We start from the raw sequence: 12,311 nt of genomic DNA, 5'->3' as shown, positions 1-12,311 counted from the left end.
GGTTAGTAGACCGGTGACATACCTAAAACCGGCGCGCCCGAGGGCGCCATGCGCACAGCCACCATCGAGTGCAGGCGAATGCCTAACTGATGAGACTCATGCAACCGGATGTCATCCGGGCTACTAAACCCGACCACTGATGGGCAGTGGCAGGAAGACAATAGAACCCAGGGACAAGGCGCACAAGCGGGCGGATTCTGGCGTAGTTGTAGGCAAAGGCGCAAGGATGCGTGGCTTGATAGAGGGGTGTAGGTGGGGGCTGTAGGAGGAAGTTTTTTTGGTGATGCAGGTGGGGTGTTCGGCTCTGGAACTGGGGCGATTTCATCGCGAGCAAGCTCGCTCCCACAGGGGATTGGGGTTGTTGCAGATACTGTGTTCACACCTGTGTGGGAGGGAGCTTGCTCCCGCTGGCCTGTGCAGCAGGCCCCTGTATTTCTTCAGGCAAACCGCATCGTTCGGTTTTGCGTCTGCTGCGCAGCCGAGCGGGAGCAAGCTCCCTCGCCATGGGGGCTGACTAAACCGCTTTCCAAATCTTTTATGGCAGCTTGCCATTCGTTATAGATAATCTATCTGCGAATCATTAGCATTGCCTGCATTGGTTTCCCGTTTCCCCGCAGGTACTCACTCCATGCTATTTCCATCTCGCCTTACGCTGCTGGCTGCATGTTGCTCAGTCAGTTTTCTTGCCCAAGCGGCAGAGCCTATTGAATTGGGAGCGACCGACGTTACTGCCAGTGCGATCAAACCCAACTCCAACACGCTACCAACGCCCTATGCGGGTGGTCAGGTGGCGAGGGGAGGCCAGATGGGGGTGCTGGGGAATCAGGACAACATGGATGTCCCGTTCGTGATGACCAGTTACACCTCGCAGTTGATTGAAGATCAACAAGCTGAAGACGTGGGGGATGTGCTTCTCAATGATCCGTCGGTGCGTCAATCCTATGGGTTTGGTAACCAATCCCAAGTGTTCGTGATTCGAGGCTTGCCGCTTAACAGTGACGACATTTCCTACAATGGGCTGTATGGCGTCTTACCGCGTCAGATTCTGTCGACGGATGCTATCGAGCGTGTCGAGGTGTTCAAAGGCCCCAACGCGTTTATCAACGGTGTCAGTCCGACGGGCTCGGGTCTTGGGGGTGGCGTCAACTTGCAGCCCAAACGCGCAGAGGATGTCCCGACGCGTCGTTATACCCAGGACATCAGCACCGATGGTCGCATTGGCGAGCATTTGGATATCGGGCAGCGATTCGGCGAGGACAATCGGTTTGGCGCCAGGTTGAATCTGAGCCAGCGGGAAGGTGAAACAGCGATCGACAACCAGGATCAGCGCACAAAGTTGTTCGTTGCGGGCTTGGACTATCAAGGTGATAACTTCCGCGTTTCCACCGATTTCGGGTATCAGAAACAACGTATCAATGGACTGCGTAATTCGGTGAATATCGGGAGCGCCACCCGCATTCCCACTGCTCCGCACGCCAGCCACAATTATGGGCAGGACTGGACTTACTCCGAAACAGAAGACACCTTCGGCATGGTTCGGGGCGATTGGGATCTGAACGAAAACTGGACCGCCTACCTGGCTGGTGGTGTAAAGCACACCCGAGAAACCGGGGTATACGCCACACCGACACTGGTCGGCAATAACGGCGTCGCCACGATCGGTGGCTCAGAAATTCCTCACAATGAAGACAATACGTCGTTCAGTGGCGGGTTGAACGGGCGCTTTAACACGGGCCCTGTTTCCCACCAAGTTGCGATCGGGGGCTCAACGATTTGGACCGAGCAGGAAAACGCCTACACGTTCTATCGTTCCGTTACCGGGAACAGCAATATCTACAACACCCCGAAGCTTCCTAAGCCGACTGCGGTATCCAGCACGGGCGGTGAAATGGGGGATCCCGGGGTGACCGGCAAAACCCGCAACCGTAGTCTGGCGATTTCCGACACGTTGGGCTTGTTCGATGACACATTGCTGGTCACTTATGGTGTCCGTCGTCAGCAGTTGCGTGTCGAAAACTATAAGTACGATGGCACCACTTCAAACGGTGTAGCCAATCCAGCAAACGATGGCAGTCGTAGCGCGCTCTATGATGAAGCCATTACCACGCCTGTGTATGGCATCGTCTACAAGCCTGTGGAGAGCGTGTCGCTTTACGCCAACCGAATCGAAGGCCTTGCAAAAGGACCAGTGGCGTCCGGTACAGGCATCACGAACCTGGGCGAAGCCTTCCCCCCTGGCCGCACCAAACAGTTGGAAGCGGGCATCAAGTTGGACCTGCAAACCTTCGGTGCCAACCTGGGTGTTTTCCGTATCGAGAAACCTTCCGATGGGTACGTCGACAACGCGCAGAGGCTCTATGTGCGTGATGGTGAGCAGGTCAACAAGGGGCTGGAGCTCAGCGTTTTCGGCGAACCCATCGAAGGCCTCCGGTTGATGGCCGGCGGTACCCGCATGACGTCTGAGCTGAAAAAAACCGCTGGCGGTCTCAACGATGGCAATCACGCCATTGGCGTGCCAACGTTTCAACTCAATGCCAGCGTAGATTGGGATGTTCCGGGTATCGAAGGGGCCGCGCTCAGCGCAAGGATGTTGCGCACTGGTGGACAGTACGCTGATCAGGCTAACAACCTGAGCTTGCCTACCTGGAACCGTTTCGACGCCGGCGCACGTTACAGAATGAAATTTGTGGAGAAGGACCTGACGTTGCGCGTCAATGTGGAAAACATTACCGATAAGAACTACTGGGCCTCGGCAAACGGCGGCTACCTCTCGCAGGGTGATCCGCGCTTGGTGAAGTTTTCGGGGACTATCGATTTCTGAGTGAAAAGGGGATTTGAAAAGGGGAAAGCGTTGGCGAGTGCCCCAAGCTTTGAATGCTAGGCTTGGTCTCTGAGATATCTTGTGGCGTATCGCTGCTTTGGGTGTCTAAGCGCCCTGGTTGCTTCTGGTCGAGATATAGCGCCAACCCCCGCCGGGGTTTTCCCACGTTTCGTTAGCGAGCCTCCAAGCCCTTGTGTATGCGCATTGTAGTGCTGACCCTGGTCCTCACGCTGTTCGGCTGCGCTACCGCGTCGGACCCGCCGAGGAGTGCGGGTGGCGATTGGCGGTCCTTCTATGTAGTGAATCATGGCCTGCATACCGGGTTGGTCATTGCGCGCCCCGATCTACTTCAGGTGCTTCCCGCACTGGCTGAAGAGTTCAGCGACGGCGACTTCGTTGAGTTCGGTTGGGGCGACGAGGATTTTTACCGAGCCCCACAGGCCACCTTGAGCCTCGCCCTGCGAGCCTTGTTCGGGTCGACGGCAACCGTGCTACATGCGGTCAAGATTGACGGGGACCCCAGGCGGCGTTTCTCCGCAAGCGAGGTCATCGAGGTGCGGGTGACGGAGGACGGCTACCGACGACTGCTCGCGTTCGTGGCCGGGACCTTCACCCGCTCAGCGACGGGCACCTTGGTGGTGCTCGGGCCCGGCCTGTATGGAGAGAGCCGGTTCTACCAGGCCGAGGGTCGCTATTCGCTGTTTTATACCTGCAATACCTGGGTCGCAGAGGCGCTGGCCGCGAGCGGTTGCCCAATGTCGCCTACTGCAGTGATTACGGCGGGGAGCGTCATGTCGCAGTTACGCCGGGCGACAGCGGTCGGCGCATCCTGCGTTGACTGAAAAGGGGACAGTGCACGAAAGGGGATAGAATTTGCTGGAAATAAATCTGTCCCCTTTTTGGATATCTGAATTTTACAGTTCCTCTTTTCGCAGAATTCATGCGTCGCCAGGAATGAGGGCCTGTGTGGCGAGGGGAATATCTCCTCGCCACACAGCTTGATGGTGTTGCGGTTAACGTGGGTCGACGTTATCCAACACCCGATTCGCCAGCAACGAACTCAGTTCAATCAACTGCTGGATACCCTGCGCCACATGGCGCCTCGATCCATCCAGATCAAACGCCAGATCACTCACCATGGCATCAGCCGAAGCCAGGGTTTCGCTGAGGTTGGCAAGCAAGCATTCGTTATCGAGGTCTTTCACGACGGTGAATAGCTGGCCCGGTTTGGGGGCGTCTTGGGATTTATCCGGTTTCGGTAGCAAGTAGTGATCGAGCACGCGTTTGGTGGTTTCGTCTTGCTGCTTGGCTTTCGATTTTGCGGATGTAGAAGTGGAATCTGCCTCTGGCGGATTCGGGGTTATTTTGAACATAGGTGTGGGCCTCATATTAGGCCGCACCATCTCGCTACTAAACGAAAGGGTGGCGGCTGTGCGCAAGTTAGTAGACCGGTAACCCACACCAAACCCGGCGCGCCCGAGGGCGCCATGCGCACAGCCACCATCGAGAACAGGCAAATGCCTGACTGATGAGACTTGTACAACCGAAGTGGGACCCGGGCTACTAAACCCGACCACTGATGGGCAGTGGCAGGAAGACAATAGAACCCCGGGACAAGGCGCACAAGCGGGCGGATTCTGGCGTAGTTGTAGGCAAAGGCGCAAGGATGCGTGGCTTGGTGAAGGTGTGTAGGCAGGTTCTGTAGGAGCGGGGTTTGCCGGCGATGCGGGTGACTTGTTTTGGTCTGGAACCGCGTCGATTTCATCGCGAGCAGGCTCGCTCCCACAGGGGGCTGCGTTGGGCTGGATATTCGGTTCGACACAAACCACCTGTGGCGAGGGAGCTTGCTCCCGCTGGCCTGCGCAGCGGACCCCTGCATTTCTTCAGGCAAACCGCATCGTCCGGTTTTGCGACTGCTGCGCAGCCGAGCGGGAGCAAGCGCCCTCGTCATGGGGGTGTCTGGGCGGGCGTCATCGCGAGCAAGCTCGCTCCCACAGGGGATCGGAGTGTTGCAGATACTGTATTCCCGTGGGGGCCTCGCCTTGGCCTTATTTACGCTTGAGCATCTCCGGCAACTGCGCCACCAGTTTCTGGTTGTTCAGCGGTGCGCGGATGAACCCGCGTTGGGTGCCATCCGGGCCAATCACGGCGAGGTTGCCGCTGTGATCGACGGTGTAGTTGGGTTTGCTGGTGTCGGCCGGGATGAATGGAATGCTCACCGCGTTGGCCAGCTTCTGCAGGTCTTCGATCGATGACGGGGTCAGGCCGATGAACTGCGGGTCGAAGTAGCCCAGGTACTGCTTGAGTTGCTTGGGCGTGTCGCGGTTCGGGTCGACGCTCACCAGTACGATCTGCAATTTATCCACAGCCTCGGGCGGCAGTTCGCTTTTGATCTGGCGTAGTTGGGCGAGGGTGGTCGGGCAGATGTCCGGGCAGAAGGTGTAGCCGAAGAACAGCAGGCTCCATTTGTCTTTCAATCCGTCCATCGTCACTGGCTGACCGTCCTGATCGGTCATTTTCACGTCCGGCAGGTTGCGGCTTTGAGGCAGCAGGATGATGCCGGCGTCGATCAGCGCCGTGGGGTCGCCTTCGCCTTTGCCGGTCAGCACTTTATTGATGGTAAGGCCGAGGATCAGCGCGATCACGGCCACGAGAATGAAGACGGTTTTCTGGGTTCGAGTCATAGGCTCAACAGTAAGTAGTGATCTACAAGCAGGGCAATGAACAGCAGGAACAAGTACCAGATAGAGTACTTGAACGTGTTGATCGCCGCGTGCGGCCGACTGCCACGGTACAACACCACGGCCCATTGCAGAAACCGGGCACCCAGCACGAGGGCGCAAACCAGGTACAGCAAGCCGCTCATCTGGATCACAAAGGGCATCAGGCTCACTGCCAGCAGCGCCAGGGTGTACAGCAGGATATGCACCTTGGTGTAGTGCTCGCCGTGGGTCACCGGCAGCATCGGGATATCGGCCTTGGCGTATTCCTCCTTGCGATGAATCGCCAGGGCCCAGAAATGCGGCGGGGTCCAGGCGAAGATGATCAGCACCAGCAGCAGCGGTTCGGCGCTGACATGACCGGTGGCGGCCACCCAGCCCAGCAACGGTGGTGCCGCGCCGGCCAGGCCGCCGATGACGATGTTCTGCGGCGTCGCCCGTTTGAGGAAACCGGTGTAGATCACCGCATAACCGAGCAAGGAGGCCAGGGTCAGCCAGGCGGTCAGCGGGTTGGTGAACGCCAGCAACAGCGCTTGGCCGGCCACCGCCAGTGCCAGGGCGAAGGTCAGTGCTGCGGCCGGTGAGACTCGGCCTTCGGCCAGCGGGCGTTTATGGGTACGGGCCATCACCGCATCGATGCGCCGGTCCACCACATGGTTGACCGCCGCCGCGCCGCCGGCACACAGGGCGATGCCCAGGTTGCCGAACACCAGCACCGTCCACGGCACCCCGGCGCGGGTGGCGAGGAACATGCCCACCAGCGAGGTGATCAGCATCAGCACCACCACTTTGGGCTTGGTCAGCTCCAGATAATCGCGCCAGATCGCTTGGCTGTGGCGTTCACCGGTCAAGGTTGCCATGGCATCTCTCCTTTTATTGTTATGGGGCTGGGGCCGTGTTTATGCGGGTTGAAGCGCCAGCGCAGCGGGACTTGATGCTTGACCCGGACCAGACTGGTACGGGCGTGATAATTGACCAGCACCAGGCTCAACAACAGCGCGGCGCCTCCGGCGTTGTGGGCCACGGCGACCGGCAGCGGCAGGTGGAACAGCACGTTGCTGATGCCCAGGCTGATCTGGGCCGCCAGGGCTATCAACACCAGCGCCGCCAGGCGTGTCATGCCGACGGTCTTCAATTGCCAGGCCAGCCCCAACAGCACCACCGTCACCAGCAACGCGCCGATACGGTGGGTCAAGTGAATGGCGGTGCGCGCATCGCTGTCGAGCTGGCCACCCAGGTAGTTGGGGCCGATGTGCTGGGTCAGATGAAAGCCGTTGGCAAAATCCGCCGGTGGCAGCCATTGGCCGTGGCAGGTCGGGAAATCAACGCAGGCTACGGCGGCGTAATTGGAGCTGACCCAACCGCCGAGGGCGATCTGGCCGATCACCAGCAGTAACCCGGCGGTGGCCCAATGTTGCAGACGCTTGGGCACGGTCAGCGCCGGCAACACACCAGACAATCTCAACGTAAGCAGAAACAGCAGGCTGAGGGTCGCGAACCCGCCCAGCAAATGCCCGGTCACCACTTGCGGCCACAGCTTGAGGGTCACGGTCCACATGCCGAACGCCGCCTGGGCAAAGACCACCGCCAGCAGAAACAGGGGCAGCTTCAAGGGCAGGCCTGGGTGACGCCGGTTCATCCAGGCCCGGGCAGCCAGCACGGTAATCATCAGCCCCAGCAGGCCGGCGAAGTAGCGGTGGACCATCTCGTTCCAGCCCTTGTGGGCTTCCACCGGGGCGTCGGGAAAGTGCAGTTCGGCATGTGCCAGCTGGGCTTCGCTCTTGGGTACGCTGATGAAGCCGTAGCAACCGGGCCAGTCCGGGCAGCCCAGGCCGGCGTGGGTGAGCCGGGTGTAGGCGCCCAGCAGTACGACGATCAGTGCCAGCAACGTGGCAAACAGCGCGAGGCGAAATCCAGGTTTGGCCATGTCGTTGCCCTCATCCGATGTTCGACAGTTTCAACAGATGTCGCAGGTCGTTGAGCAGTGCCTTGCCCTTGACCCGGGCGTCATAGCGCAGCACCAGGTTGCTATGGGGATCGATGATCCACAGCTGCGCTTCGCCGCTGCCTTGGGCGCCTTTCTGATAGGCCGGCAGGTCCAGCGGGTAGCGTTGCAGTTGGGGGTATTCGCGTTGCAGTTGGGCGTCGTATTGCGCGTCCAGCGGCTGGGCGATGGCCAGGGCATGGCTGGCGCGGGAGGCGTCGCGACCCAGGCCGATCTGCACCTGACGGGCCAGGTAGACCAGTTGCCGGCAATCAGCCGAACATTCCTGCGGCGCCGTGACCAGGATCTGCCAGCGCTGCTCATCGGCTTGTACGCCGATCTCGGCGCGGGTCTGGCCGTTGCCGATCAGTTCGCCGTGGTAGCTGCGGCTTTCCGGGACCCAGAACTGGAATTTGTACATGCCGGTGGCCAGGATCATCGGGCCGATCACCCCGAGCACGATCAGCAGCAGTTGTAGGCGCCCCTTGCGACGGTTGCGCGCCGTAGGTGCCTCAGACGTGTTGGTTGGATTCATGGTGGTTCCCATGCTGTCTCCCTGCGTTATGCCATCCGAGATAAAGAAAGAGGCCGAACAGCGCCGCCGCCATGGCGAACCACTGCACGGCATAGCCGAGGTGTTTTTCCGGCCCCATGGCCACTACCGGCCAATCGGTCCGATAGGCGCCGGGGCCACTTTGCTGGCGTAATTGGTAGGCGAAACCGTTGCGGCCCAGTTCGGCCCAGAGCTTGTCCGGCTCGACCGCGGTCACCAGTCGCGGCCACGGCGCGTCGGCTGGGTCGGCGTGGAGCTGGAACGTGGTGCCCGGAGCAACGTAGACCCAGGCTTGAAGGTTCACCGCTTGTTCGGGGGTGCTGAAGGCCGGCGGAGTGCGCCGGTCAGGCCAGGGCAACCAGCCACGATTGACCAGCAGCCAGAGCCCGGTCGCCTGGTCGAGAAAGGGTTGGAGCAACTCCACGCCGACCTTGCCGTCGTGCTGGCGGTTATCCAGCAGGATGCTGTGTTCGGCGTCGAACTGGCCCCGCAGGCTGACCGGTCGAAAGGCCGGGTCCGCCGTGTGTTGCAACTCCACGCTTGCCATCGGCTGCGCCACGCGGCGTTCGGCGTAACTGTCCATGAGCACGCGCTTTTGTTCGCCCCGGCTCAATTGCCAGAACCCCAGGCACACCATCACCGGCAACAGCACGGCTACCACCAGTGACGGCACGATGCCTGGCCGGAAGCCTTTCATGGCGCCGTTCCAAAGCTGTCGAACGAGATAGCTATACTCACGTGCATCGCGTCCCCCCGGAGTGTCCCTAATGCTAAAAGCAGCCATCGTCCTGATGCTGATTGCCACGATTGCGAGCCTGTTCAGCGGCCTGTTTTTTCTGGTCAAGGACGACAGCAGTTCCAATCGCCTGGTCATCGCCCTGGCGATTCGGGTCAGTCTGGCCGCCGCCACCGTCGGCTTGATTGCCTGGGGTTTTTTCAGCGGCCAGTTGGTGTCGCATGCTCCTTGGTAAAGAGCCGCCTTGGTAACGGCTGCCTCAGAGGATGTAGACGAAGAAGAACAAGCCGATCCACACCACATCGACGAAGTGCCAGTACCAGCTCGCGGCCTCGAAGCCGAACTGATGCTCGTTGTCGAAATGCCCGCGCATGATGCGCATCAGCATCACGAACAAAATGATCGTGCCGATGGTGACGTGAGCGCCGTGGAAACCGGTGAGCATGAAGAACGTTGCGCCATAGATTCCCGAGCCCAGCGTCAGGCCCAGCTCTTTATAGGCGTGGATGTATTCCTCGGCCTGGAAGCCCAGGAAGGCGCAACCCAGCAGCACGGTGATCGCCAGCCAGATTTTCAGCGCGCCGCGATGGCCTTTTTTCAGGGCATGGTGGGCGATGGTCACGGTAACGCTGGAACTGACCAGCAGGATGGTGTTGAGCAGCGGCAAGCCCCAAGGGCTGATCACATCCTTGGGCGGAGGGAAGAGCTTGGGGTCGGGGTTGTTCAGCAACGGCCAGACGTATTCGAAGTTCGGCCAAAGCATCTCCGACAGGCCCTTGCTGCCTTCACCGGCCAGGCCCGGCGCCGAGATCATGCGCACATAGAACAGCGCGCCGAAGAAGGCGATGAAAAACATCACTTCAGAGAAGATGAACCAGCTCATGCCCCAGCGAAACGAGCGGTCGAGCTGCGCACTGTAGAGCCCGGCGCGGCTTTCCTTGATGACCGCGCCGAACCAGCCGAACAGCATGTAGGCTAGCAACAGGCCGCCGACAAAAAAGATCAGCGGGCCGTTGGAGTCGGGCCGGTCAGCCTTCAGGTCGTTGAACCAGGTCGCCAGGCCGTACACCGTGACGAACATCCCGACGGTGGCGATGATCGGCCATTTACTCTGGGCCGGAACGTAATAGTGTTCGTGAGTTGCCATTTATTGTTCTCCTTATCGGGCACGCTATCGGTCAGTGTTTACAGCCACCGGTGGATGACGAGCGGTGATATCGAACAGCGTGTAGGACAGCGTCAGGTGCTTCACTTCCTTGGGCATGTCCCGGTCAACGATGAAGCGCATGGGCATTTCGATACGTTCGCCGGGTTGCAGCACTTGCTGGGTAAAACAAAAGCATTCGGTCTTGTGGAAATAGGCCGCCGCGTTGCTCGGCGCGATGCTGGGGACTGCCTGGGCGCTCATCGGCCGATCGGTGGGGTTGTGGGCAATGAACACCATCTCGTTCACGGCCCCGGGCTGAACCACCAATTGGTCGGCTTTAGGATAGAAATCCCAGACCATGTCCACGGAGTTGGTCGACAGGAACTGCACGCGAACCTGGCGCGATTGATCGACGATTTGTTCACCTTCGTACTGCCCTGCGGTTTTGCCGTTGATGCCGAATACCCGGCACATCACGTCGTAGATCGGCACCAGGGCAAACCCGAAGGCAAACATGGCCACCACTACCACTAGCAGGCGCGTGACCAGTTTCTTCAGCGAAATCGAGTCAGCCATGACTCCTGCTCCTTGCACATAACCCTGTGGGAGCGAGCCTGCTCGCGATAGCTGTAGGCCTGGCACACCGCGTCGGGCCTATCGCGAGCAGGCTCGCTCCCACAAAAGCTTGCATGTTCATTTCACTTCCGGCGGCGTAGTGAAGGTGTGATACGGCGCCGGTGAAGGCACGCTCCACTCCAACCCTTCGGCCCCATCCCACGGCTTGGCCGGAGCCGGCTCGCCGCCGCGGATGGTCTTGATCACGATGAACAGGAAGAACAACTGCGTGGTGCCGAACATGAACGCGCCGATGGACGAGACCATGTTGAAGTCGGCGAACTGCAGGTTGTAGTCCGGGATCCGCCGGGGCATGCCCGCCAGGCCTACGAAGTGCATCGGGAAGAACGCCAGGTTCATGCCGACGAACGACAGCCAGAAGTGCAGCTTGCCGAGGGTTTCGTCGTACATGTGGCCGGTCCATTTCGGCAGCCAGTAGTAGGCCGAGGCGAAGATCCCGAAGATCGCGCCGGGCACCAGCACATAGTGGAAGTGCGCGACCACGAAGTAGGTGTCCTGGTACTGGAAGTCCGCCGGGGCGATGGCCAGCATCAGTCCGGAGAAGCCGCCGATGGAAAACAGGATCACGAACGCCACGGCAAACAGCATCGGCGTCTCGAAGGTCAGCGAGCCTTGCCACATGGTGCTGGCCCAGTTGAACACCTTCACCCCGGTGGGCACGGCGATCAGCAGGGTGGCGTACATGAAGAACAGCTCGCCCACCAGCGGAATGCCCACCACGAACATGTGGTGCGCCCAGACGATGAACGACAGGAACGCAATGGCGGCCGTGGCGTAGACCATGGAGGTGTAGCCAAACAACGGTTTGCGGGAGAAGGCCGGGATGATCGAGCTGACGGCACCGAAGGCCGGCAGGATCATGATGTACACCTCGGGATGGCCGAAGAACCAGAACACGTGCTGGAACAGCACCGGGTCACCGCCGCCGGCAGCACTGAAGAAGCTGGTGCCGAAGTGGATGTCCATCAGCATCATCGTCACGCAGCCGGCCAGCACCGGCATCACCGCGATCAGCAGGAACGCGGTGATCAGCCAGGTCCAGACGAACAGCGGCATCTTCATCAGGGTCATGCCGGGGGCGCGCAGGTTGAGGATGGTGGCGACCACGTTGATCGCGCCCATGATCGAGCTGATGCCCATCAGGTGGATGGCAAAGATAAAGAACGTCACGCTTTCCGGCGCATAGGTGGTGGACAGCGGCGCGTAGAAGGTCCAGCCGAAGTTCGGCCCGCCGCCAGGGGTGAACAGGGTCGACACCAGCATCAGGAACGCCGCCGGCAACAACCAGAAACTGAAGTTGTTCATCCGTGGCAGGGCCATGTCCGGCGCCCCGATCATCAGCGGGATCATCCAGTTGGCCAGACCGACGAAGGCCGGCATCACCGCGCCGAAGACCATCACCAGGCCATGCATGGTGGTCATCTGATTGAAGAACTCCGGCTGCACGATCTGCAGGCCGGGCTGGAACAGCTCGGCACGGATCACCATGGCGAACGAGCCGCCCAGCAGGAACATGGAGAAGGCGAACCACAGGTACAGCGTGCCGATATCCTTGTGGTTGGTGGTCAGTACCCAGCGCATCAGCCCTTTGGCGGGGCCGTGGGCGTGGTCGGCATGACCGTGGTCATCGATCACAGCACTCATGTCCTGTCTCCTTCGAACGAGTGGGCTGGGCGGCGCGCGGCGATGAGCTGCGACCGGTTGCGGGAACAAA

General features: G+C 60.1%; 12 protein-coding genes. 3 read left to right on the top strand and 9 right to left on the bottom strand.

Going from position 1 to position 12,311, the window contains the following annotated elements; genetic code table 11:
* The first annotated feature begins 628 nt into the window (after positions 1–628).
* Positions 629–2,821 carry a TonB-dependent receptor gene (locus HQ912_RS00765; protein WP_173406343.1) on the top strand — a complete coding sequence of 731 codons (2,193 nt, stop codon included), beginning with the start codon at positions 629–631 and terminating at the stop codon, positions 2,819–2,821.
* A 197-nt stretch (positions 2,822–3,018) separates the two neighbouring features.
* Positions 3,019–3,663 (top strand): DUF2459 domain-containing protein, encoded by a 645-nt coding sequence (locus tag HQ912_RS00760; protein ID WP_173406342.1) that lies wholly within the window; start codon positions 3,019–3,021, stop codon positions 3,661–3,663.
* A 171-nt stretch (positions 3,664–3,834) separates the two neighbouring features.
* On the opposite strand, the gene HQ912_RS00755 is transcribed toward HQ912_RS00760, so the two are convergent.
* From HQ912_RS00755 to HQ912_RS00730, 6 genes are all read right to left on the bottom strand, one after another.
* Positions 3,835–4,194 carry a DUF6124 family protein gene (locus HQ912_RS00755; RefSeq protein WP_047230045.1) on the bottom strand — a complete coding sequence of 120 codons (360 nt, stop codon included), beginning with the start codon at positions 4,192–4,194 and terminating at the stop codon, positions 3,835–3,837.
* Between the two features lie 675 nt (positions 4,195–4,869).
* Entirely contained in the window at positions 4,870–5,505 is a 636-nt protein-coding gene (locus tag HQ912_RS00750) for an SCO family protein (protein ID WP_076383131.1), read from the bottom strand.
* Entirely contained in the window at positions 5,502–6,401 is a 900-nt protein-coding gene (gene cyoE / locus HQ912_RS00745) for a heme o synthase (RefSeq protein WP_047230047.1), read from the bottom strand. The genes HQ912_RS00750 and cyoE overlap by 4 nt, the downstream gene beginning before the upstream one ends.
* Positions 6,389–7,468 carry a COX15/CtaA family protein gene (locus tag HQ912_RS00740; protein ID WP_173406341.1) on the bottom strand — a complete coding sequence of 360 codons (1,080 nt, stop codon included), beginning with the start codon at positions 7,466–7,468 and terminating at the stop codon, positions 6,389–6,391. Before HQ912_RS00740 ends, cyoE begins: the two co-directional genes overlap by 13 nt.
* Before the next feature lie 10 nt (positions 7,469–7,478).
* Positions 7,479–8,072, bottom strand: coding sequence for a hypothetical protein (locus HQ912_RS00735; protein ID WP_047230049.1), 594 nt, complete (start codon positions 8,070–8,072; stop codon positions 7,479–7,481).
* Positions 8,038–8,775, bottom strand: coding sequence for an SURF1 family protein (locus HQ912_RS00730; RefSeq protein ID WP_047230050.1), 738 nt, complete (start codon positions 8,773–8,775; stop codon positions 8,038–8,040). The genes HQ912_RS00735 and HQ912_RS00730 overlap by 35 nt, the downstream gene beginning before the upstream one ends.
* Positions 8,776–8,845: 70 nt before the next feature.
* On the opposite strand from HQ912_RS00730, the gene HQ912_RS00725 reads away from it, so the two are divergent.
* Complete coding sequence (locus HQ912_RS00725) at positions 8,846–9,049, top strand: twin transmembrane helix small protein (protein WP_014335867.1); 204 nt, start codon at positions 8,846–8,848, stop codon at positions 9,047–9,049.
* Positions 9,050–9,073: 24 nt separating this feature from the next.
* Here HQ912_RS00725 and HQ912_RS00720 read toward each other — a convergent pair whose 3' ends face one another.
* The 3 genes from HQ912_RS00720 to ctaD all read right to left on the bottom strand — a co-directional run bounded on the left by HQ912_RS00720 (position 9,074) and on the right by ctaD (position 12,241).
* Complete coding sequence (locus HQ912_RS00720) at positions 9,074–9,961, bottom strand: cytochrome c oxidase subunit 3 (RefSeq protein WP_047230051.1); 888 nt, start codon at positions 9,959–9,961, stop codon at positions 9,074–9,076.
* Between the two features lie 24 nt (positions 9,962–9,985).
* The gene (locus HQ912_RS00715) at positions 9,986–10,537 is read right to left on the bottom strand and encodes a cytochrome c oxidase assembly protein (protein WP_047230052.1); all 552 of its coding nucleotides are present in this window, start codon (positions 10,535–10,537) and stop codon (positions 9,986–9,988) included.
* A gap of 117 nt (positions 10,538–10,654) precedes the next feature.
* A complete protein-coding gene (ctaD, locus tag HQ912_RS00710) occupies positions 10,655–12,241 on the bottom strand; it encodes a cytochrome c oxidase subunit I (protein WP_047230053.1) in 1,587 nt (528 codons plus the stop codon).
* Positions 12,242–12,311 lie beyond the last annotated feature (70 nt).

It is taken from the genome of Pseudomonas sp. MPDS (assembly GCF_013283895.1).
GTDB classification, from domain to species: domain Bacteria; phylum Pseudomonadota; class Gammaproteobacteria; order Pseudomonadales; family Pseudomonadaceae; genus Aquipseudomonas; species Aquipseudomonas rhizophila.
Note: the sequence above shows the minus strand (reverse complement) of the source record. Positions and strands in the feature narration are given on the sequence as shown.